This is a genomic window from Burkholderia sp. BCC1640 (assembly GCF_902833125.1).
GTDB classification, from domain to species: Bacteria; Pseudomonadota; Gammaproteobacteria; order Burkholderiales; family Burkholderiaceae; genus Burkholderia; species Burkholderia diffusa.
In genome coordinates, this window is sequence record NZ_CADFEF010000005.1 from 1 (window position 1) to 20,314 (window position 20,314).

General features: G+C 66.7%; 21 protein-coding genes and 1 pseudogene. 11 read left to right on the forward strand and 11 right to left on the reverse strand.

Annotated elements, in window-relative coordinates; all coding sequences use genetic code 11:
• A pseudogene (locus HWX25_RS07115) lies at positions 1-780 on the forward strand (polyhydroxyalkanoate depolymerase); the annotation flags it as partial.
• Between the two features lie 81 nt (positions 781-861).
• Here the strand turns inward: HWX25_RS07115 and HWX25_RS07120 are convergent.
• The gene (locus tag HWX25_RS07120) at positions 862-1,494 is read right to left on the reverse strand and encodes a TetR family transcriptional regulator (protein WP_059527327.1); all 633 of its coding nucleotides are present in this window, start codon (positions 1,492-1,494) and stop codon (positions 862-864) included.
• Positions 1,495-1,650: 156 nt separating this feature from the next.
• Here HWX25_RS07120 and rsxB point away from each other — a divergent pair, with 156 nt between their 5' ends.
• Positions 1,651-2,646 carry an electron transport complex subunit RsxB gene (rsxB, locus tag HWX25_RS07125; protein ID WP_175907873.1) on the forward strand — a complete coding sequence of 332 codons (996 nt, stop codon included), beginning with the start codon at positions 1,651-1,653 and terminating at the stop codon, positions 2,644-2,646.
• Positions 2,643-3,287 (forward strand): endonuclease III, encoded by a 645-nt coding sequence (gene nth, locus HWX25_RS07130; protein WP_006754450.1) that lies wholly within the window; start codon positions 2,643-2,645, stop codon positions 3,285-3,287. The genes rsxB and nth overlap by 4 nt, the downstream gene beginning before the upstream one ends.
• Before the next feature lie 109 nt (positions 3,288-3,396).
• Here nth and HWX25_RS07135 read toward each other — a convergent pair whose 3' ends face one another.
• Positions 3,397-4,326 (reverse strand): DMT family transporter, encoded by a 930-nt coding sequence (locus HWX25_RS07135; protein WP_175907875.1) that lies wholly within the window; start codon positions 4,324-4,326, stop codon positions 3,397-3,399.
• Between the two features lie 237 nt (positions 4,327-4,563).
• On the opposite strand from HWX25_RS07135, the gene HWX25_RS07140 reads away from it, so the two are divergent.
• A complete protein-coding gene (locus tag HWX25_RS07140) occupies positions 4,564-4,998 on the forward strand; it encodes a DUF1841 family protein (protein WP_059527336.1) in 435 nt (144 codons plus the stop codon).
• Between the two features lie 72 nt (positions 4,999-5,070).
• Here the strand turns inward: HWX25_RS07140 and HWX25_RS07145 are convergent, their stop codons facing one another.
• A complete protein-coding gene (locus HWX25_RS07145; RefSeq protein WP_011885615.1) occupies positions 5,071-5,430 on the reverse strand; it encodes a cytochrome c in 360 nt (119 codons plus the stop codon).
• A gap of 40 nt (positions 5,431-5,470) precedes the next feature.
• A complete protein-coding gene (locus HWX25_RS07150; RefSeq protein WP_011885616.1) occupies positions 5,471-5,830 on the reverse strand; it encodes a cytochrome c in 360 nt (119 codons plus the stop codon).
• Between the two features lie 244 nt (positions 5,831-6,074).
• Here HWX25_RS07150 and HWX25_RS07155 point away from each other — a divergent pair, with 244 nt between their 5' ends.
• The 5 genes from HWX25_RS07155 to HWX25_RS07175 all read left to right on the forward strand — a co-directional run bounded on the left by HWX25_RS07155 (position 6,075) and on the right by HWX25_RS07175 (position 11,203).
• The gene (locus HWX25_RS07155) at positions 6,075-6,917 is read left to right on the forward strand and encodes a MoxR family ATPase (protein WP_059527339.1); all 843 of its coding nucleotides are present in this window, start codon (positions 6,075-6,077) and stop codon (positions 6,915-6,917) included.
• 21 nt (positions 6,918-6,938) lie between these two features.
• Positions 6,939-8,114: a VWA domain-containing protein gene (locus tag HWX25_RS07160; protein WP_059820617.1), complete on the forward strand. Its 1,176-nt coding sequence runs from the start codon at positions 6,939-6,941 to the stop codon at positions 8,112-8,114.
• 56 nt (positions 8,115-8,170) lie between these two features.
• Positions 8,171-9,382 carry a benzoate/H(+) symporter BenE family transporter gene (locus HWX25_RS07165; RefSeq protein WP_175907877.1) on the forward strand — a complete coding sequence of 404 codons (1,212 nt, stop codon included), beginning with the start codon at positions 8,171-8,173 and terminating at the stop codon, positions 9,380-9,382.
• A gap of 168 nt (positions 9,383-9,550) precedes the next feature.
• Complete coding sequence (tal, locus tag HWX25_RS07170) at positions 9,551-10,504, forward strand: transaldolase (RefSeq protein ID WP_059527350.1); 954 nt, start codon at positions 9,551-9,553, stop codon at positions 10,502-10,504.
• A 246-nt stretch (positions 10,505-10,750) separates the two neighbouring features.
• Positions 10,751-11,203 carry a VOC family protein gene (locus HWX25_RS07175; RefSeq protein ID WP_175907879.1) on the forward strand — a complete coding sequence of 151 codons (453 nt, stop codon included), beginning with the start codon at positions 10,751-10,753 and terminating at the stop codon, positions 11,201-11,203.
• Positions 11,204-11,286: 83 nt separating this feature from the next.
• On the opposite strand, the gene HWX25_RS07180 is transcribed toward HWX25_RS07175, so the two are convergent.
• The 3 genes from HWX25_RS07180 to HWX25_RS07190 form a co-directional block, all read right to left on the reverse strand.
• The gene (locus HWX25_RS07180) at positions 11,287-12,837 is read right to left on the reverse strand and encodes a sodium:solute symporter family protein (protein ID WP_175907881.1); all 1,551 of its coding nucleotides are present in this window, start codon (positions 12,835-12,837) and stop codon (positions 11,287-11,289) included.
• Positions 12,834-13,076, reverse strand: coding sequence for a DUF3311 domain-containing protein (locus HWX25_RS07185; RefSeq protein WP_011352801.1), 243 nt, complete (start codon positions 13,074-13,076; stop codon positions 12,834-12,836). Before HWX25_RS07185 ends, HWX25_RS07180 begins: the two co-directional genes overlap by 4 nt.
• Positions 13,077-13,275: 199 nt before the next feature.
• The gene (locus tag HWX25_RS07190) at positions 13,276-14,193 is read right to left on the reverse strand and encodes a spermidine synthase (protein WP_175907883.1); all 918 of its coding nucleotides are present in this window, start codon (positions 14,191-14,193) and stop codon (positions 13,276-13,278) included.
• A gap of 142 nt (positions 14,194-14,335) precedes the next feature.
• On the opposite strand from HWX25_RS07190, the gene HWX25_RS07195 reads away from it, so the two are divergent.
• The gene (locus HWX25_RS07195; RefSeq protein ID WP_175907885.1) at positions 14,336-14,590 is read left to right on the forward strand and encodes a hypothetical protein; all 255 of its coding nucleotides are present in this window, start codon (positions 14,336-14,338) and stop codon (positions 14,588-14,590) included.
• Positions 14,591-14,627: 37 nt separating this feature from the next.
• On the opposite strand, the gene HWX25_RS07200 is transcribed toward HWX25_RS07195, so the two are convergent.
• The 3 genes from HWX25_RS07200 to htpG are packed head-to-tail and all read right to left on the reverse strand — an operon-like array spanning position 14,628 to position 17,607.
• Complete coding sequence (locus HWX25_RS07200; protein WP_175907887.1) at positions 14,628-15,104, reverse strand: DNA-deoxyinosine glycosylase; 477 nt, start codon at positions 15,102-15,104, stop codon at positions 14,628-14,630.
• Entirely contained in the window at positions 15,104-15,700 is a 597-nt protein-coding gene (locus HWX25_RS07205; protein WP_175907889.1) for a chorismate lyase, read from the reverse strand. The genes HWX25_RS07200 and HWX25_RS07205 overlap by 1 nt, the downstream gene beginning before the upstream one ends.
• 8 nt (positions 15,701-15,708) lie before the next feature.
• Positions 15,709-17,607, reverse strand: a complete 1,899-nt coding sequence (gene htpG / locus HWX25_RS07210) for a molecular chaperone HtpG (RefSeq protein ID WP_175907891.1) — start codon at positions 17,605-17,607, stop codon at positions 15,709-15,711.
• 140 nt (positions 17,608-17,747) lie between these two features.
• Between htpG and HWX25_RS07215 the strand changes: the two genes are divergently transcribed.
• Positions 17,748-18,326, forward strand: coding sequence for a DUF2778 domain-containing protein (locus HWX25_RS07215; protein ID WP_347879250.1), 579 nt, complete (start codon positions 17,748-17,750; stop codon positions 18,324-18,326).
• Positions 18,327-18,688: 362 nt separating this feature from the next.
• Here the strand turns inward: HWX25_RS07215 and HWX25_RS07220 are convergent, their stop codons facing one another.
• Positions 18,689-20,149, reverse strand: a complete 1,461-nt coding sequence (locus HWX25_RS07220; RefSeq protein WP_059600355.1) for a PLP-dependent aminotransferase family protein — start codon at positions 20,147-20,149, stop codon at positions 18,689-18,691.
• Positions 20,150-20,314: the final 165 nt, after the last annotated feature.

Here is a 20,314-nt window from a genome sequence, read left to right on the forward strand (position 1 = left end):
AACAACGTGATCCACACGGTGCCCGCGAACTATCCGGGCGAAGGCCGCCACGTGTATCCGGGCTTCCTGCAGCACACGGGCTTCGTCGCGATGAATCCGGAACGTCACGCGCAATCGCACTGGGACTTCTACCAGAGCCTGCTGCGCGGCGACGAGGACGACGCCGAGGCGCACCGCCGCTTCTACGACGAGTACAACGCGGTGCTCGACATGGCCGCCGAGTACTATCTCGAGACGATCCGCGTCGTGTTCCAGGAATTCCGGCTCGCGGAAGGCACGTGGGATGTCGAAGGCGAGCGCGTGCGTCCGCAGGACATCAAGCACACCGCGCTGATGACGATCGAGGGCGAACTCGACGACATCTCGGGCAGCGGCCAGACACACGTCGCGCACGAGCTGTGCACGGGCATCCCGCAGGACGATCGCCGCAGCCTGACCGCCGAGAAATGCGGTCACTACGGGATCTTCTCGGGCCGCCGCTGGCGCACGATCATCTACCCGCAGCTGCGCGATTTCATCCGCGAGCATGCGCCGGAACCGAAGAACGGCGCGACCAAGGCGCCCGCCGAAGCACCGGCCGCGACGACGCTCGCTGCCGTGCCGGCCGTCAAGCCGCAGCCCGAAGCGACGGCGCGAGCCACTGCCGCGAAGCGCGCGCGCGCGAAGGCGCCGGCCGTGACGGTTGCGCCCGCCAAGACGGCAACCGCGAAGGCCGCACCGGCCGCGAAACGCGCGGGCGCCACGCGCGCCAAAACCGTTCGCGCGCGCAAGGCCGCCTGACGCGCCGCGTTCCGACGCAAAAACGCCGCCGTTACTTGCGCACGGCGGCGTTTTTTTATCCGGCGGCCACGGGTGGGCCACTCATCGGCGCAACAGATACGCGAGCAGCACCTCGGTGTTCATCCTGACCATCTCCGCGCGTTCGTCGGCTTGGCTGAAGTCGCGGCCGAGTGTCGCGGCGAGCGTGAAACGGTTCGACACGATGTAGTAGCCGAGCCCCGACAGCGTCACGTAGAAGCGCAGTGGATCGACGTCGCTGCGGAACAGCCCGGCCTTCTGGCCGCGCATCAGCACGTTGCCGAGCTTCGCGACGATCGGCGACATCATCTCGCGGATTCGCGTCGACTTGTGCAGGTAGCGCGCCTCGTGCAGGTTCTCGTTGTTGATGAGCCGCAGCAGCTCCGGATGATCGCGGTAGTAATCCCACACGAAGTGCGCGAGCCGCGTGACGGCCTCGACGGGCGCGACGCCGTCGAGATCGAGCACGCGCTCGGCCTCGGTCAGCGCGGAGAACGCATGTTCGAGCACGGCCGTAAACAGCTGCTCCTTGCTGCCGAAATAGTAATAGAGCATGCGCTCGTTGGTTTCGGCCCGGCGCGCGATCTGGTCGACGCGCGCGCCGAACAGCCCTCCACTCGCGAACTCTTCGGCTGCCGCCATCAGGATGCGGCGGCGGGTACCTTCAGGATCTCTTTTGATTTTTGGCTGATTCATGGTGGCGTTTTGCTATGTGAGCCGCGTGATCCGGACCGACACCCCCACCGCCTCGGCGCCGGCTGCCCTGGAACGAGCGCGCCGCGTGCGGCCGCCCTCCTGCTGAGCCCCTGCAAAAAAGCGGTTCGATTATGCGCACAGACAGCGTCCAGCGCAATGCGGGAAATCGGCGATAATCGAGGTTTGGCAAACCTTTCCGGCCGCGCCAGACGCGGCCGAGAGCCATTCGGCGCTGCTGCGCCCGTTGTCACCGTGACCGATTCCAAGACCCTCGCGGATCGCATCGAAGATCTGCTTCCCCAGACGCAATGCACGAAGTGCGGCTATGACGGCTGCCGTCCGTACGCCGACGCGATCGCCGCCGGCGACGCGAACTACAACCAGTGCCCGCCCGGCGGCGCCGAAGGCATCGCGCGCCTCGCGCGCCTGCTCGGCAAGCCGGTGATCCCGCTGAACCCCGTCAACGGCACCGAGCATCCGCGCGCCGTCGCGTTCATCGACGAAAACCTGTGCATCGGCTGCACGCTGTGCATGCAGGCATGCCCGGTCGACGCGATCATCGGCGCGCCGAAACAGATGCACACGATCGTCGAATCGCTGTGCACGGGCTGCGACCTGTGCGTGCCGCCCTGCCCGGTCGACTGCATCGCGATGGTCCCCGTGACCGACGAGCGCACCGGCTGGGACGCGTGGTCGCAGGAACAGGCGGACGCCGCGCGCGAACGCCACGACCGCCGGCTCGCCCGTCAGCGTCGCGAACGCGAGGCCGCCGAAGCGCGCGCCGCCGCCCGCCGCGCGGCCAGTGCCGGTGCGGCCAAGGCGGCGCCGGCCGCGGCGCCGGCTGGCACACCGGACGCCGCCCCGGCCGACGACGCCGACGCGAAGAAACGCGCGATCATCGCCGCCGCGCTCGAACGCGCCCGCAAGAAGAAGGAAGAACTGTCCGAACAAGGCGCCGCGCCGAAGAACACCGAAGGCGTGAGCGCGGCCGTGCAGGCGCAGATCGACGCGGCCGAAGCCCGCCGCAAGCGGCTCGCCGAACAGCAGGCGCAGCGCGACGCCGAAGCTGCGGCTGCGCGCGACGACCGCGACGTTCCGAACAACGACGACCAAAGCGACCCGACCGCGCCGCCCGACAAGAACCGTCCATGAACGCCACCAAACGACGCGCGATCTACGAAACGCTGCAGAGCCTCAATCCGCATCCGACCACCGAGCTCGAATACACGACGCCGTTCGAGTTGCTGATCGCGGTGATGCTGTCCGCGCAGGCGACCGACGTGTCGGTCAACAAGGCGATGCGCAAGATGTTCCCGGTCGCGAACACCCCGCGACAAATCGTCGCGCTCGGTGAAGAAGGCGTCGCCGACTACATCAAGACGATCGGCCTGTACCGCACCAAGGCGAAGAACGTGATCGCGGCGTGCAACATCCTGCTCGAGCGCTACGACGGTGAGGTACCAGCCGATCGCGAAGCGCTCGAGAGCCTGCCGGGCGTCGGTCGCAAGACCGCGAACGTCGTGCTGAACACCGCGTTCGGCCAGCCGACGATCGCGGTCGACACGCATATCTTCCGCGTCGCGAACCGCACGGGGCTCGCGCCGGGCAAGGACGTACGGGCCGTCGAGGCCGCGCTCGAGAAGTTCACGCCGAAGGAATTCCTGCAGGACGCGCATCACTGGCTGATCCTGCACGGTCGCTACGTGTGCAAGGCCCGCAAGCCCGAATGCTGGCACTGCGCGATCGAGCCGCTGTGCGAATTCCGGCCGAAGACACCACCGCCGAACGAGTGAGCGCCGGCCGCGGCCGACGCGCCTCACGCGGCCGGCCTGGCCGTGCGCGGCGCGCGGCGCGACCCGCAAGCGCCGGTGCGGCGCCCACGACTTTCCCAGTTTCCGCTGCTTATGCGTTGGACGTCGCCGTCGCGTCGTCGGCCGCCGCGCCGCCCGCACGCACGAGCGCCAGCACGGCCGCGAGGATCGCGACGCCGCCGGCCCACTGCAACGGCGACAGCGCCTCGCCGAACAGCAGCGCCGCGAGCGCGACCGTCACGACCGGCTCGAGCGTCGACAGCATCGACGTGCGCGCAGCCCCCAGCCGCTCGAGCCCGGCGAAGAACGCGAGCATCGCGGCGACCGTCGACACCAGCGCGATCGCGAGCATCGACGCCCAGCCGCCGGCCGTCGCCGGCCAGCGCGGCGGCGCGCCGAACGCCGCGGTCCGCACGACCGCGATCGCGACGAGCGTCGCGGTCGCCGACAGGCAGATGATCGCGGTGGTCGCGAGCGGATCGACGCCGCGCGTCGCCTTCGTGCCGCCGACGATGTACAGCGAATAGATCACCGCAGCGGCCAGCGCGAGCACAATGCCGAGCGGCTCGCCGTGGCCGCCGCCGACCATCAGCGCGGAGCCCGCGACACAGAGCACGAGCGCAACCGCCTTCGCGCGCGTGAGGCGCTCGCCGAGCCACCACGCGGCCAACAGCGTGACGAAGGCCGGATACAGGTACAGCAGCAGCGCGACGAGGCTCGCCTGCGCATGCTGGAGCGCGCTGAAATAGCAAAACGACTGCCCGACGTAGCCAAGTGCACCCATCGCCACGAGCGGCGCGAGCGCGCGGCCGCGCGGCCATGCGACGCGGCGGTGCCGGGCGATCGCGGCCAGGACCGCACCGCCGATCGCGAAGCGCACGATCAGCAGCCCGAGCACGTCGACGCCGGCCGCATACGCATAGCGGCCGAAGATCGCCATCGCGCCGAATGCGGCGGCGGACAGCGCGACGTAGAACGCGCCCTGCAGCGCGGCGGACGATGAGCGGGCGGTGGCGGACATGATGTAAGTGGGCAAGTGCGACGACGGGAATCGTCGGAGTGTAGCGGCCCGCTGGCCGGCAGCCTAGCCCTCGCTTACCTGTTGCGCCGTGCCGCAGCCCGCGCCGGCCGACGCCAATCGACGTCGCCGCGCTACGCCACGGCGCGCCCACCCCGCCCGCTGCCAGCGCCATGCGCCGACCCGGCGTACAATGCGCGACGCGGCATGACGCCGCCCGAATCACCACGCGTCCCCACCATGTTCAATCCGAGTCGCGACGAAGTCCGTCGCTTTTTCACCGAGACCTGGCGCAAGCAGCGCGCCGGCGAGATCCTGACGCCGCTGGAAGCAATGGCGGCCGACTGGATCGTCGAGCATCCCGAATACCACGACGACCTCGCGGACGCCGACAGCGCCGCCGCGCGCAACTACACGCCCGAGGAAGGCCGCACGAACCCGTTCCTGCACCTGTCGATGCACCTCGCGATCAGCGAGCAATTGTCGATCGATCAGCCGCCCGGCATCCGCGCCGCGCACGACAAGCTGGCCGCGAAGCTCGATTCGACCCACGAGGCGCAGCACATGATCATGGAATGCCTCGGCGAGACGATCTGGGAAGCGCAACGCACCGGCACGCCGCCGGATACCGACGCGTACCTGCAGCGCATCCTGCGCCGCGCGTCGCGCGACTGAGCGACGCGGACAAAAAAATACCCCGCCGCGGCGGGGTATGCTGGCTGCACGGACCGGCGAGGTCCGGCGCGCTTACTTCTTGAAGACGAGATCGGTCTCTTTCAGCGACTCGATGTAGGCCGCGATGTCCTTCATGTCGCTGACCGACAGGTTCTGCACCTGCGCCTGCATGATCGCGTTGTTGCGACCGAGCAGCGGATTCGTCAGCCCCATCTGGTACTGGCGCATCGCCCACACGAGGTAGTCGGCGTGCTGGCCGGCGAGGCGCGGATACTCCGCGTTGATCGGCTTGTTCAGCTGCGCGCCGTGGCAGGCCGCGCAGTTGTGCGACTCGACCAGCTCCTTGCCCTTCGTGGTGTCCGCCGCATGCGCGGTACCGATCGCGAGGCCGGCCGCCAGTGCAACCGCCGCCGTCTTGAATGCGTTGTTCATGAATGCTCCTGTCCCGCCGGTCAGATCGGCGGCGCGCGCTTTACTTGTAGGGATTGTCCTTCGTGTCGGCCTTCTGGGCGGCGTAGTAGGCCGCCAGATCCGCGATGTCCTGGTCCGTCAGCGAACCGGCGATCGCGTTCATCGACGGGAAGTGACGATCCTTCTTGCGGTAGGCCTTCAGCGCGTTCTCGAGGTATTGCTGGTTCTGGCCGCCGAGGACCGGCACCCGGTAGACCTCCGGGTATGCCGCGCGGTAATCCTGGATGCCGTGGCAACCGATGCACATGGCGGCCTTGCTCGCCCCGTCCTTCGGGTTGCCGACCACACCGGCCGCCTGCGCGCTGCCCGCGAGCGCCACGAGCGCTGCGACAACGACGTGTTTGCCGACGAATTTGTTCATAGCTCTTGTAACCTAGCTTGAGGGGAAACTGGCGCCGAAGCGGCAACGGCCCGCGCCGTTTTGCTTGTCGGTCGCCACGCAGGCCAAAAAAAACGGCCAGATTGTACCGCGTCGGCGGGGAATGCGTCCATACGGCGCCCCGGCCCGCCCCGCCGCAGCCCCGCAACGATACGCGGCCCCGGCCCAACCGGACAGCCCTTCTGACTTATACTGGGTTTTTTTGCGACCAGGAAAGAGCGCCGCCATGCGTTTCGAAGGATCCTCGCACTACGTCGCCACCGACGACCTGAAGCTCGCGGTCAACGCCGCGCTGACGCTGCAACGGCCGCTGCTGATCAAGGGCGAGCCCGGCACCGGCAAGACCATGCTCGCCGAGGAAGTGGCGGCCGCGCTCGACATGCCGCTGTTGCAGTGGCACATCAAGTCGACGACGAAGGCGCAGCAGGGCCTGTACGAATACGACGCGGTATCGCGGCTGCGCGACTCGCAGCTCGGCGACGAGCGCGTGAAAGACATCTCGAACTACATCGTGAAGGGCGTGCTGTGGCAGGCGTTCGACGCCGAGCACCCGAGCGTGCTGCTGATCGACGAGATCGACAAGGCCGACATCGAATTCCCGAACGACCTGCTGCGCGAGCTCGACCGAATGGAATTCCACGTGTACGAGACGCGTGAGACGGTACGCGCGAAGCACCGCCCGCTCGTGATCATCACGTCGAACAACGAAAAGGAACTGCCCGACGCGTTCCTGCGCCGCTGCTTCTTCCACTACATCCAGTTTCCCGATCCGTCGACGATGCAGCAGATCGTCGCGGTCCACTTCCCGCACATCCGCGAGGAGCTGCTGCGCGCGGCGCTCGAGAGCTTCTTCGAGTTGCGCGCCGTGTCGGGGCTGAAGAAGAAGCCGTCGACGTCCGAACTGCTCGACTGGCTGAAGCTGCTGCTCGCCGAGAACATCCCGGCCGACGCGCTGCGCGGCGCCGACGCGAAGCAGATCGTGCCGCCGCTCGCGGGCGCGCTGCTGAAGAACGAGCAGGATCTGAGCCTGCTCGAGCGGCTCGTCTACATGAACCGGCACAACCGGTAACCCACCCGCGAAGGCCCGGCCATGCTGCTCAATTTCTTCTACGCGCTGCGCGCAGCCAAGCTGCCCGTCTCGGTGAAGGAATACCTGACGCTGCTCGAATCGCTGAAGGCCGGGCTGATCTCGCCGTCGATCGACGCGTTCTACTTCCTCGCACGGATGACGCTCGTCAAGGACGAGCAGTATTTCGACAAGTTCGACCAGGCGTTCGGCGCGTATTTCCATGGCGTGTCCGCGTTGCCGTCCGAAGCGTTCGACATTCCGCTCGACTGGCTCGAGAAGCGTCTCGAGCGCGAGCTGTCGCCGGAGGAAAAGGCGCAGATCGAAGCGATGGGCGGCCTCGACAAGCTGATGGAGCGCCTGAAGCAACTGCTCGACGAGCAGAAGGAACGCCACGAAGGCGGCAACAAGTGGATCGGCACCGGCGGCACGTCGCCGTTCGGGCACGGCGGCTACAACCCCGAAGGCGTGCGCATCGGCGGCCCGTCGAACGGCAACCGCACCGCGGTCAAGGTGTGGGAGGCGCGCGCCTACCGCGACTACGACGATTCGGTCGAGATCGGCACGCGCAACATCAAGGTCGCGTTGCGGCGCCTGCGCCGCTTCGCGCGCGAAGGCGCGGCCGAGGAACTCGACCTGCCCGGCACGATCCGCAGCACGGCCGCGAACGCGGGCTGGCTCGACTTGCGGATGGTGCCCGAGCGCCACAACAACGTGAAGGTGCTGATGCTGCTCGACGTCGGCGGCTCGATGGACGATCACATCAAGCGCACCGAAGAGCTGTTCTCGGCCGCGAAGGCCGAATTCAAGCATCTGGAGTTCTACTACTTCCACAACTGCGTGTACGACCATCTGTGGAAGAACAACCGCCGCCGCCACTCGGAGCGCACCGCAACGTGGGACGTGCTGCACAAGTTCACGCCCGATTACAAGCTGATCTTCGTCGGCGACGCGACGATGAGCCCGTACGAGGTGCTGCAGCCCGGCGGCTCGGTCGAATACAACAACCCGGAAGCCGGCGCCGTCTGGCTGCGCCGCCTCGCGGACCAGTTCCCACACCATGCCTGGCTGAACCCCGAGCCCGAGCGGCTATGGGAATACCGGCAATCGGTCGCGGTGATCCGCGATCTGCTCGGTCAGCGCATGTATCCGCTCACGCTCGCGGGCCTCGAAACCGCGATGCGCGCACTCAGCAAATAACGAACCCGCCCTGCAGACACGAAGGCCGCGTCCAGGCGGCCTCCCCCGGAGATAGCATGAACCCTTCGCCCACCGCGAGCGCTGGCCGCGCCGGCGGCCGCCGCTTTTTCACCGATACGTCCGTCTCGACGCTCGTCGCCGGCTTCGTCGCGATGATGACGGGCTACACGAGCTCGCTCGTGCTGATGTTCCAGGCCGGTCGCGCCGCGCACCTGACCGATGCCCAGATCTCGTCATGGATCTGGGCGCTGTCGATCGGCATGGCGCTGACGACGATCGGCCTGTCGCTGCGCTTTCGCGCGCCCGTCGTGGTCGCCTGGTCGACGCCCGGCGCCGCGCTGCTGATCGCGTCGCTGCCCGGCGTGCCCTACGCCGAGGCGATCGGCGCGTTCGTCGTGTGCGCGCTGCTGCTGACCGCGATCGGCCTGAGCGGGCTGTTCGACACGCTGATGCGGCGCATTCCGGCCGGCATCGCGGCCGCCTTGCTCGCGGGCATCCTGTTCGAGATCGGCATTGAGATCTTCCGCGCCGCGCAGTTCCAGACCGCGCTCGTGCTCGCGATGTTCTTCACCTACCTGATCGTCAAGCGGCTCGCGCCGCGCTACGCGATCGTCACGACGCTGATCGTCGGCACCGCCGTGGCCGGCGGCCTCGGCCTGCTCGACTTCAGCCGCTTCCATATCGCGCTCGCGCAGCCCGTGTTCACGATGCCCGCGTTCTCGATCGCATCGATCGTCAGCATCGGCATTCCGCTGTTCGTCGTCGCGATGGCGTCGCAGAACGTGCCCGGCATCGCGGTGCTGCGCGCGGACGGCTATTCGACGCCGTCGTCGCCGCTGATCGCGACCACCGGCCTCGCATCGCTGCTGCTCGCGCCGTTCGGCTCGCACGGCGTGAACCTCGCGGCGATCACCGCCGCGATCTGCACGGGCCCCGAAGCGCACGAGGATCACGCGAAGCGCTACACGGCCGCCGTGTGGTGCGGCACGTTCTACCTGATCGCCGGGATCTTCGGCGCAACCATCGCCGCGCTGTTCGCGGCGCTGCCGAAGGCGCTCGTCGCGTCGGTCGCCGCGCTCGCGCTGTTCGGCTCGATCATGAGCGGGCTCGCGAACGCGATGCAGGACGTGAAGCAGCGCGAAGCCGCGCTCGTCACGTTCATGGTCACCGCGTCGGGCCTCACGCTGCTGTCGATCGGCTCGGCGTTCTGGGGGCTCGTCGCGGGAATCGTCACGCAGGTGATCCTGAACGCGCGGCGCCCCGCATAGCGCCGCATGGCGCGGGCCCGCACCGCAAACGGCACGCCGAAACGTGCGCGACGCGATTCGGGCCTAGAATAGTGGACCGGAGGCGGCGCCCGGCGCCGCCTCGCTTCGCTGCCGCGCTCGCGCGGCCCGTGAGAACCCCGGCGCCTTGCGCCCTCCTCCCGAATCGCCATGACTACCGCACTCGACCAGCTGAAGCAGTACACGACCGTCGTCGCCGACACGGGCGATTTCCAGCAGCTTGCGCAATACAAGCCGCAGGACGCGACCACGAACCCGTCGCTGATCCTGAAGGCCGTCCAGAAGGACGCATACAAGCCGATCCTCGAGAAAACCGTCCGCGATCACCGCGACGAAAGCACCGATTTCATCATCGACCGCCTGCTGATCGCATTCGGCACCGAGATCCTGAAGCTGATCCCGGGCCGCGTGTCGACCGAGGTCGATGCACGCCTGTCGTTCGACACGCAGCGTTCGATCGACAAGGGCCGCGAGCTCATCAAGCTGTACGAAGCCGCCGGCATCGGCCGCGAGCGCATCCTGATCAAGCTCGCGTCGACGTGGGAAGGCATTCGCGCGGCCGAGGTGCTGCAGAAGGAAGGGATCAAGTGCAACATGACCCTGCTTTTCTCACTGGTCCAGGCCGCCGCATGCGCGGAAGCCGGCGCGCAACTGATTTCGCCGTTCGTCGGCCGCATCTACGACTGGTACAAGAAGCAGGCCGGCGCCGACTGGGATGAAGCGAAGAACGGCGGTGCGAACGATCCGGGCGTGCAGTCGGTGCGACGCATCTACACGTACTACAAGACGTTCGGCTACAACACCGAAGTGATGGGCGCGAGCTTCCGCACGACGAGCCAGATCACCGAACTCGCGGGCTGCGACCTGCTGACGATCAGCCCCGATTTGCTGCAGAAGCTGCAGGAAAGCAACGACACGGTGGCACGCAAGCTGTCGCCGGACGCGCTGCTGGACAAGCCGACCGAGCGCGTCGCCATCGACGAGGCATCGTTCCGCTTCCAGTTGAACGACGAAGCAATGGCAACGGAAAAACTGGCCGAGGGCATCCGCGTGTTCGCCGCCGACGCGGTGAAGCTCGAGAAGCTGATCGATGCGCTTCGCTGAACCGCGCTGCACGTGACGGCTGTCAGTTGAACTGTCAGCAAGCCTGACAACAGCCGTCAGCAAGCGTGGCGAACGGCCGCGAACTGCGTGTTCGCGGCCGCTTTTATTTTTCATTCCATCGTCAAGCGCGCGCACTACAATCCACGTCACGAGTGCGCCGGCCGCATCCCGGCGCGCTCTTCCCAGTCAATCTTGGAAGTACCCGGGCCGGCACCGACACGCCGGGCCGGCCAACAGGAGACAACGATGCAAGTCCAACCGTACCTGACGTTCTACGGCCGCGCGGAAGAGGCCCTTCAGTTCTACGAAAAGGCGCTCGGCGCGAAGACGATGTTCAAGATGCACTTCAAGGACGCGCCGCCGAATCCCGACTACCCGATGTCGCTGGAGATGAGCGACAAGGTGATGCATGCGAGCTTCACGATCGGCGACTCGATGATCATGTGCTCGGACGGCGACTGCAGCCAGCCGGGCGGCACGCATTCGGGTTATTCGCTGTCGCTGAACCCGGCGACGGTCGAGGAAGGTCAGAAGCTGTTCAATGCGCTCGCCGACGGCGGCGAAGTCACAATGCCGTTCGGCAAGACGTTCTGGGCGCTCGGCTTCGGGATGGCGAAGGATCGTTTCGGCGTGCACTGGATGGTCAACGTCGAAGACCTCTCGCAACGCGAGGATCTCGCGAAACGCGCACAGGGCTGACGCCAGCGAAAACGCCCGCCACTTCGCCGTGGCGGGCGTCCTTGTTGTTGCTCGAGGCGCGACACGCGGCCGCGCCGCCCGTATCAGCTCTCGACGACGTCGAGGTAATCCTCCGGCCGCGTGCGGTCCTCCGCATGCGCCATGCCCATCGCGCGCACCAGCACGCTGACCACCACCGACACCACGAGGTTCACGACCAGCGACCACACGGCCGCATAGCCGGGGATCGCGAAGCCGAACAGGTGGATCGTGAAGATCGAGCTCGCAAGCTTCAGCGACACCGCCATCCACGTGCCGCACACGATGCCTGCCGCCCAGCCGGCCAGCAGGCCGCGGTGGTCGAGCAGCCGCGTGTACAGGCCGAGCACGATCGCGGGCAGCGTCTGGATGATCCAGATCCCGCCGAGCAGCTGCAGCTGGATCGCATAGGTCAGCGGCAGCCCGAGGATGAACGCCACCGCGCCGACCTTCACGATCAGCGACACGAGCTTCGCGACGTGCGTCTCCTGGTCGTGCGTCATGTTGCGGTTCACGAACTCGCGGTGGATGTTGCGCGTGTACAGGTTCGCGGCCGCGATCGACATGATCGCCGCCGGCACCAGCGCGCCGATGCCGATCGCCGCGAACGCGACGCCGACGAACCACGACGGGAAATACTCGAGGAACAGCGCGGGCACCGCGAAGTTCGGGCCGAACGCCTTGAAGTACGGTGCGTACTGCGGCATGTCCTTCACGCCCGCGGCGAGCGCCATGTAGCCGAGCAGCGCGAGCAGGCCGAGCACGAACGAGTACGCGGGCAGCATCGCCATGTTGCGGCGGATCGAGTTGCCCGACGCCGACGACAGGATCGCCGTAACCGAGTGCGGATACAGGAACAGCGCGAGCGCGGACCCGATCGCGAGTGTCGCGTAAGCGCTGTAGCCGTTCAGGCTCGCCGCGTCGGGCGCCTTCAGCAGCAGCTTCGCCGGCGGCACCGACGCGAAGATATGGCCGAAGCCGCCGAGCTTCGCCGGGATCACGATGACCGCCGCGGCAATCGTGATGTAGATCAGGATGTCCTTCACGATCGCGATCATCGCGGGCGCGCGCAGCCCCGACGTGTACGTGTATGCGGCGAGGATCGCGAACGCGATGATGAGCGGCAGGTCGCCGATGAAGCCGGTCGTGTCGAAACCGAGCGCGCCGATCACGACTTCGATGCCGACGAGCTGCAGCGCGATGTACGGCATCGTCGCGAGGATGCCCGTCACCGCGATCGCGAGCGCGAGCATCCGGCTGCCGTAGCGCGCGTTGACGAAGTCGGCGGCCGTCACGTAGCCGTGTCGCTTCGCGATGCTCCACAGCTTCGGAAACACGACGAACGCGAACGGGTAGATCAGGATCGTGTACGGCAGTGCGAAGAAGCCCATCGCGCCGGCGCCGAACACGAGCGCGGGCACCGCGACGAACGTATAGGCCGTATAGAGGTCGCCGCCGAGCAGGAACCACGTGACGATCGTGCCGAAGCGGCGTCCGCCGAGGCCCCATTCGTCGAGGTGGGCGAGATCGCCGCGCCGCCAGTTCGCGGCCAGGAAGCCGATGATCGTGACGCCGATGAAGAGCAGGACGAAGACGAAGGTTGCGCCGAGGTTCATCGCGCACCTCCTTGCGGGCCGCTCGCCTTCCACGCGTTCTTGGTCTTGAAATACACGAACGCGGTGATCACCGCGCTAATGAACACCCACAGCAACTGGTACCAGTAGAAAAACGGAAAACCCAACCATTGCGGTTCGATCTTGCTGTACGACGGCACCCAGACCATCGCGATCAGCGGCAGCACCAGCAGCCAGAGCCAGCGCTTGGCGGCCCGATTGGCGTCGGCATCGTGAGCCATGACGTCTCCTCATCTTTCCCGGTTATCGATCTTGTCAAGCGGGTACGGCGGCGAGAGGAGGGGCAAAACGGGTAAGCTGCGGCTCCCCTGGCTTCGCGCCAGTATAGGAGCCGCGAGCGAGCGGTCAAGCGGGGGCGAACCCGAGGTGATCCGCCCCCAGTCAGGCTGGTTGCACCGGCATGCGACCGGTGCATGAGCGTCAGATCGCGAACGAGGATTCGCGTGCGCCGGTCGTTTCTTTCAAAGCTTTCACCCACTTGCGCGCGGGCAGCTTCAGCGTGTCCTCAATCAGCTTCGCGCGGGCCTCCAGCTGCGCGAACGACACGTCGAGCGCGGGGCCCGAGAACGCGATCGCGATCCGGTTGCCGTCGTGTACTTCCGGCAGCGCGATCACGCGATGGTCGAACGCCGCGTTCAGATGCTTCATGTTGCGCACGAAGCTCGGATGGTCGCCGAACAGGTTGATCGTCGCGATGCCCGCGTCGGCGAGGCAGCCGCGCACCGCGCGGTAGAACGCGACGCTGTCGAGCACCGGGCCGCGCGCGGTCGCGTCGTACAGGTCGATCTGCAGCGCGCCCGTCGTGCCGCGGTTGGCCGGATCGTTCACGAAATCCCATGCGTCGGCTTCGTGCACGACGAGGCGTGCGTCATCGGGCGGCAGCGCGAACATCGTGCGCGCCGCGACGATCACGGCCGGGTTCAGTTCGACGGCCTCGACCTTCGCGTGCGGCAGGAAGCGATGCGAGAACTTGGTCAGCGCGCCGGTGCCGAGCCCGAGCTGGACGATCCGCTCGGGCGTTTCGAGGAACAGCAGCCACGCCATCATCTGCTGCGCGTATTCGAGCTCGATGTGCAGCGGCTTCGAGATCCGCATCGCACCCTGCACCCATTCGGTACCGAAGTGCAGGAAGCGCACGCCGCGCTCTTCGGAGAACGTGACGGGCGCGAAGCGCGGCTTGCGCGGCGCCTCGAGGACGGGCACGTCGTCGTGTTCGTCGATCTCCGGACGGCGCTTCACGCGCGCCGGCTGGAGTTTTTCGGAGCCGTTGTAGGCGGCCGGCTTGCGTTGCTTGAACGCGCGCGCCTCGGCGGACGCGCGCTTGATCAGTCGGGTCATGATTGAATCTCGCTGGGTGACGCTGGATGAGCGGACGAGAGGATAGCATTGGTGGGCGACGGCGGCCGTGCCGCCTGCCCTGCCCTGGATGACTTCGAAGCCGGTTGGCGCTACGCTGCACTCGGTGATCGAAGGAGGACGCATGAACCCCAACGGCAAAAGGATCTGGTTTCCGGCGAAGCGCTACGGATGGGGATGGGGGTTGCCGATTGCCTGGCAAGGCTGGGTCGTACTGCTGCTGTTCGCGATCGGGATCATCGCGAGCGCATGGCTCGCGCCGCCGCAGCGGTCGCCGATCGCATACGCTGCATGCATCGTGGTGTTGGTCGCGCTGTTGACCGCCGTTTGCTGGATCAAGGGCGAAAAGCCCAGGTGGAGATGGGGCAAGGACGACTGAGCGCCGCGGCGACGGCCGCGCGCGATCCAGATCGATGTCAGGCGAGAATCGCCCGCCACTGCACCAGCTTCTGCTCGAACGACAGCATCGCATTCGCCGGACTCGACGACGGCAGCACCAGCGTGTCGTACCCGGCCTGGCCGATCACGTCGGCAAACCGCCCCGCCGTCTTGCCGTTGAAACACACTTTCTTCAGCAACGGCGCATGCGCGCGCAACGACGCGAAGTCGTTCGGCTTCGCATTCCGGATCGCAGAATCGAGACTGCCTTGCCGGTGGCACGCATCGAGGACGTCCCAGATGCCGATACCGTGCGAAAGCACGCGCTCGAGCCGCGCGTCGTACATGAGCTCGTGCAGCCCCGGCTCGCCGAGCACCGCCCCGAGCAACCGCCAGAACTGGTTGCGCGGATGCGCGTAGTACTGCGCGGCATCGAGCGATGCCTCGCCCGGAAAGCTGCCGAGAATCATCGTATGCGTATGCGGCCCGACGACCGGCGGAAAGCCCTGCAGCATCACGCCGCTCCGCGCGGCCCGACGGATCGCGGCCCGTCGCCGTGCGCATCGAGATGGCGCCACAGCACGGGCAGCATGCATTCGGTGACCATCAACGGCTTGCCGTGCCGCTGGAACACCGAGCGCCGCGCGGCGAACGCATGCGGCGCCCGCGCGCCCTGCAATGCATGGCTCGCGAGCGCATACAGCGGATGACCGGCGATTACGCGCCGGCTGACGAGCGTGGAGCGCTCGACCTGCGGATCGCTGTACAGCAGCTCCGCGAGCGGCCGCGTGCGCAACCGCCGCATCGCTTGCCAGACACCCTTGCTGGCCGCGAGCGGCGCGATGCTGTGCGCGGCGACGTACGGCATGCCGTCGACCGACAGGATCACCTCGCGCACCCACATCGGCGCGCGCGGCGCACTGTCGAGCGCGTCCGGTTCGTCGAACCACGGACAGTCGACGGCCTCGCGCGTCACGCGCACGCTCACGCTGCCGAGCCGCGCCAGATGCGCGGTCAGCGAACCGCCGCGCGTCAGCCAGTCGCGCTGATCGAGCGTGCAGCCGGGCCGGGGCGTTTCGCGCCAGCCCGCCCGTGCGCCGTCGAATCGCATCCGCGCGTTCACGCGGTGCGCGACAGCAGCAGCGCGTTGGTCCGCTTCACGAAGCTCGCCGGATCGTCGAGCATCCCGCCTTCGGCCAGCAACGCCTGGTCGAACAGCAGGTGGCACCAGTCGCCGAAATTGGCGCTGTCGGCGTTCAGCTGCTTCACGAGCGCGTGCTCCGGGTTGATCTCGAGGATCGGCTGCATCGCCGGCGCGTTCTGGCCTGCCGCCTTCAGCATCCGCTGCAGGTAGCCGCTCATGTCGTTGTCGTCCGCGACGAGGCACGACGGCGAATCGGTCAGGCGGAACGTGACGCGCACTTCCTTCACCTTGTCGCCGAGCGCTTCCTTCATCTTCTCGACGACCGGCTTGATCGCCTCGCCCGCCTGCTCCTGCGCCTTCTTTTCCTCGTCGTTCAGCTCGCCGAGGTCGAGATCGCCGCGGGCCACGCTCGCGAGCGGCTTGCCGTCGAATTCATGCAGGAACGACAGCATCCATTCGTCGACGCGATCGGTCAGCAGCAGCACCTCGACGCCCTTCTTGCGGAACACTTCCAGGTGCGGGCTGTTCTTCGCGGCCTGCCACGTATCGGCGGTCACGTAGTAGATCTTGCTCTGCTCGGGCTTCATGCGCGACACGTAGTCGGCGAGCGACACGTCCTGCGCGTCGGTGTCGCCGTGCGTCGATGCGAAGCGCAGCAGCTTCGCGATCCGCTCGCGGTTCGCGTGATCCTCGCCCAGACCTTCCTTCAGCACCTGGCCGAACGCGCTCCAGAACGTCTTGTACTTCTCCTTGCCGGCGTCCTCTTCCGCGTTCGCGAGTTCCTCGAGCATCGACAGCGCGCGCTTGGTCACGCCTTCGCGGATCGCCTTCACGTCGCGGCTTTCCTGCAGGATTTCACGCGACACGTTCAGCGGCAGGTCGGCCGAATCGACGACGCCCTTCACGAAGCGCAGATATTGCGGCAGCAGCTGCTCGGCGTCGTCCATGATGAACACGCGCTTCACGTACAGCTTCAGGCCGCCGCGGTAATCGCGGTTCCAGAGGTCGAACGGCGCGTGCGCCGGCACGAACAGCAGCTGCGTGTATTCGCTGCGGCCCTCGACGCGGTTGTGCGTCCACGTGAGCGGATCCTGGTGGTCGTGCGCGATGTGCTGGTAGAACTGCGTGTATTGCTCGTCGGTGACGTCGCTCTTCGAACGCGTCCAGAGCGCGCTCGCCTGGTTGACGGTCTCGTCCTCGTCCTTCAGGACCATCTCGCCCTTTTCCTGATCCCACTCTTCCTTCTGCATCAGGATCGGCAGCGCGATGTGATCGGAATACTTCTGGATGATCGACTTCAGGCGGTGCGACGACAGCAGCTCGTCCTCGCCTTCGCGCAGATGCAGCGTGATCGTCGTGCCGCGCTGCGCGCGCTCGATCGCGTCGATCGTGAAATCGCCCTCGCCCGCGCTTTCCCAGCGCACGGCTTCGTTCGCCGGCAGGCCGGCGCGGCGCGTCTCGACGGTGATCCTGTCCGCGACGATGAAGCCCGAGTAGAAGCCCACGCCGAACTGGCCGATCAGCGCCGCGTCCTTCTGCTGGTCGCCGGACAGCTTCGTGAAGAATTCCTTGGTGCCCGAACGCGCGATCGTGCCGAGGTTCGCGATCGCCTCGTCGCGGCTCATGCCGATGCCGTTGTCCTCGATCGTGATCGTGCGTGCGGCCTTGTCGAAGCCGATTCGGATGCGCAGATTCGGATCGTTCTCGTACAGCGCGTTGTCCGCGAGCCCTTCGAAACGCAGCTTGTCGGCCGCGTCGGACGCGTTCGACACCAGTTCGCGCAGGAAGATTTCCTTGTTGCTGTAGAGCGAATGAATCATCAGGTGGAGGAGTTGCTTGACCTCTGCCTGAAAGCTCATCGTTTCGTGTGCCATGGATGCTGTTTCCTCTTACATGAATGGTGTAACCCCGGGCACCCGGCGCACGATGCCGGGGCCGACCGGTTGTTGCCGCCATCTGGGGGCGGCCGGCTGGATTTCAAGGGCTCGGCCGTGTGCTTCGGTGCCTTGTCCGGATGCACGTGTGGGTCGAGTCGCGAATTAGCGCTTTTACCGCGCGAATTTCGGACCGATCCAATGTTCGCGCCGCTTTCAATTCGCTGAAATACCGTATCGCTACCCGAATTGAGAACGAAATGATTCCATGCAGCTTTGAGCTTAATGATCAACCCATCAGCCACTTCCAGATTCGCGGCCTTGAACTGCCGGCATTCTCAGGACTTCCCCCTTACGTCAACGCTCGGACGGCTGCCTGCGTTGCAGAACGCGGACCGATTCCGCCCGGAGAATATTACGTTGTCGACCGACGATCAGGGGGCAGGCTCGGATGGCTGCATGATCGTGTCGGCGGAAAATCGGAATGGTTCGCACTATATGCGGCCGATGGCTCGATTGACGACGCCACACTGTGCGACGACGTGCAACGAGGCCAGTTCCGCCTGCATCCGCGCGGCCTTCGCGGAATCAGCCGTGGATGCATCGTGATCGACAGTCAAAGCGACTTCCGGCGTTTGCGGGAGCTCCTGGTCAACAACGGCCTGCATCCCATACCCGGAAGCATGCTGCGCGCATACGGAATGGTGACAGTGTGGTGAAGCGGCTACTCCGAATCTGCACGGTCATTGCATGGATTTCGTTTGCATCGCTTGCACTGACCTATTGGTGGATTCGTCATCCCGACCTTGTCCCTGCCCCGCCGCTAGCGCTCTCGCTGTGGCTGGACCGCCTGTTCTCCGCGCACGATTGCGAGTCTTCAGCGAATTTCGATATCTACTACGCACTTGTCGTGTCCGCGGCGGTAGTAAGCCTTCTTACGTTCATCTGCTGCCGGATCTTCGGACGGTTCAATCGATCCCGTCTCGAATGACCTCTTGGGCGCCGCGTCCCGCGCGCCGGACCGCCCGCTTCGCAAATGCTGGAACCGGGCGGCGAGATGACGAAGCGCGGCACGCCGCCGTCACGACGCGCGCCGCGCCGCCGCTTCGATATAGCGCGCGAGAAACCCCGGCAGTGCCGGATCGCCGCAGTTCGCGACGTTGAAGCGCGTCCATGTCGACGACGACTGCTGCGGCGAGAACAGGCTTCCCGGCGTCAGCAGGAACCCTTCCTCGTGCGCGGCGGCCGCGAGCGCGTCCGAATCGACGCCCGTGTCGGCCCACAGGAACATCCCCGCCGCCGGCATCGTGAAGAGCCGCAGCCCGGTACGCTCGAGCATCCGCGCGGTCTTGTCGCGCACGCCGTCGAGCCGCGCGCGTAGCCGCTCGACGTGACGCCGGTAATGCCCTTCGGTCAGGATCTTGTACAACACGCGCTCGTTGAGCTCCGGCGTCGTCATCCCGACCAGCATCTTCTGGTCGGTGACCGCCTTCGCGATCTCCGGCGCGCAGGCGACATAGCCGACCCGCAAATTCGCCGCGAGCGTCTTCGAATAGCTGCCCAGGTAGATCACGCGCTTCAACTGGTCGAGACTCGCGAGTCGCGTGGCCGGATAGCTCGGTGGGCACAGGTCGCCGTACACGTCGTCCTCGACCACGAGGAAGTCGTACGCCTCGGCAAGCTTCAGGATCCGGAACGCCTGCGCCGCGGACAGCGACGTGCCGGTCGGATTCTGCAGCACCGAATTGATCACGAGCATCTTGGGCCGCCACATCTGCACGAGCGTTTCCAGCGCGTCGAGATCGGGGCCGTCGGGCGTATAGGGCATGCCGACCAGTTGCGCGCCCTGCGACGCGAAGCGGCCGAACATCTGGAACCACGCGGGATCGCCGACGATCACCGCATCGCCGGGCCGCACGTAGATCCGCGAGATCAGGTCGATCGCCTGCGTGATGCCCGACACCAGCACGAGCTGCTCGGGTTTCGCGCCGATCTCGACTTCCGCGAGCCGCGTCTGCAATTGCTGGCGCAGCGGCAGGAAGCCCTGCGCGGTGCCGAAACCGAGCATCTGCGCGCCGGACTGGCGCCCGAGCGCGCGCAGCGCGCCGGTGATCAGCTCGCCGTCGAGCCAGCGGCCTGGCAGGTAGCCGAGACCCGGCCCTTTTTCCGGGCTGACGGTATGCAGCATGTTGCGCAGCAGCCAGACGACGTCGATCGTGTTGTGCACGGGCGCGGCCTCGGCCACGCGCACCACGTTGTCGGCCGGCTGCGGGCCGGTGGCCGTGCGCTCGCGCACGTAGAAGCCCGAGCCGCGTCGCGAGTCGAGGTAGCCCTGCGCGACGAGCCGTTCGTACGCTTCCACCACGGTAAAGCGCGACACGCTCTTGTCGAGCGCGAGCTTGCGGATCGACGGCATGCGCATGCCGGGCCGGAACACGCGTTCGTCGATTCGGCGCCGCGCCCACTGGACGAGCTGGTCGACGAGCGTGAGCGTGGCCGTATCGTGCGGCGCGGGAATCTGGGCGAGTGGGACGGTGGACATGAGCGGCGACTCCAACTGTACCGAAGGCTATCGCGCCGATTGTACCGTTACTGTGCCGGTGCCGACGATTACAGTTGACCGGAATGGCGATCGTGCGGCCGCCGTCGCGGCCTTGCCGCACGCGGCGCCGCACCGCCGGGCCCGTATCGCGGCCCGGGCACCGGC

Bases quoted from the DNA above. Each gene is read 5' to 3' on its own strand.
- HWX25_RS07195 (WP_175907885.1), top strand. From the start codon at position 14,336: ATGAACCCCAACGGCAAAAGGATCTGGTTTCCGGCGAAGCGCTACGGA.
- HWX25_RS07185 (WP_011352801.1), bottom strand. From the start codon at position 13,076: ATGGCTCACGATGCCGACGCCAATCGGGCCGCCAAGCGCTGGCTCTGG.
- HWX25_RS07200 (WP_175907887.1), bottom strand. From the start codon at position 15,104: ATGCTGCAGGGCTTTCCGCCGGTCGTCGGGCCGCATACGCATACGATG.
- HWX25_RS07205 (WP_175907889.1), bottom strand. From the start codon at position 15,700: ATGCGATTCGACGGCGCACGGGCGGGCTGGCGCGAAACGCCCCGGCCC.
- HWX25_RS07165 (WP_175907877.1), top strand. From the start codon at position 8,171: ATGAACCCTTCGCCCACCGCGAGCGCTGGCCGCGCCGGCGGCCGCCGC.
- HWX25_RS07160 (WP_059820617.1), top strand. From the start codon at position 6,939: ATGCTGCTCAATTTCTTCTACGCGCTGCGCGCAGCCAAGCTGCCCGTC.
- HWX25_RS07135 (WP_175907875.1), bottom strand. From the start codon at position 4,326: ATGTCCGCCACCGCCCGCTCATCGTCCGCCGCGCTGCAGGGCGCGTTC.
- HWX25_RS07190 (WP_175907883.1), bottom strand. From the start codon at position 14,193: ATGACCCGACTGATCAAGCGCGCGTCCGCCGAGGCGCGCGCGTTCAAG.
- htpG (WP_175907891.1), bottom strand. From the start codon at position 17,607: ATGGCACACGAAACGATGAGCTTTCAGGCAGAGGTCAAGCAACTCCTC.
- nth (WP_006754450.1), top strand. From the start codon at position 2,643: ATGAACGCCACCAAACGACGCGCGATCTACGAAACGCTGCAGAGCCTC.
- HWX25_RS07150 (WP_011885616.1), bottom strand. From the start codon at position 5,830: ATGAACAAATTCGTCGGCAAACACGTCGTTGTCGCAGCGCTCGTGGCG.
- HWX25_RS07145 (WP_011885615.1), bottom strand. From the start codon at position 5,430: ATGAACAACGCATTCAAGACGGCGGCGGTTGCACTGGCGGCCGGCCTC.
- HWX25_RS07215 (WP_347879250.1), top strand. From the start codon at position 17,748: ATGCACGTGTGGGTCGAGTCGCGAATTAGCGCTTTTACCGCGCGAATT.
- HWX25_RS07180 (WP_175907881.1), bottom strand. From the start codon at position 12,837: ATGAACCTCGGCGCAACCTTCGTCTTCGTCCTGCTCTTCATCGGCGTC.
- tal (WP_059527350.1), top strand. From the start codon at position 9,551: ATGACTACCGCACTCGACCAGCTGAAGCAGTACACGACCGTCGTCGCC.
- HWX25_RS07155 (WP_059527339.1), top strand. From the start codon at position 6,075: ATGCGTTTCGAAGGATCCTCGCACTACGTCGCCACCGACGACCTGAAG.
- HWX25_RS07120 (WP_059527327.1), bottom strand. From the start codon at position 1,494: ATGAATCAGCCAAAAATCAAAAGAGATCCTGAAGGTACCCGCCGCCGC.
- HWX25_RS07220 (WP_059600355.1), bottom strand. From the start codon at position 20,149: ATGTCCACCGTCCCACTCGCCCAGATTCCCGCGCCGCACGATACGGCC.
- rsxB (WP_175907873.1), top strand. From the start codon at position 1,651: ATGCGGGAAATCGGCGATAATCGAGGTTTGGCAAACCTTTCCGGCCGC.
- HWX25_RS07175 (WP_175907879.1), top strand. From the start codon at position 10,751: ATGCAAGTCCAACCGTACCTGACGTTCTACGGCCGCGCGGAAGAGGCC.
- HWX25_RS07140 (WP_059527336.1), top strand. From the start codon at position 4,564: ATGTTCAATCCGAGTCGCGACGAAGTCCGTCGCTTTTTCACCGAGACC.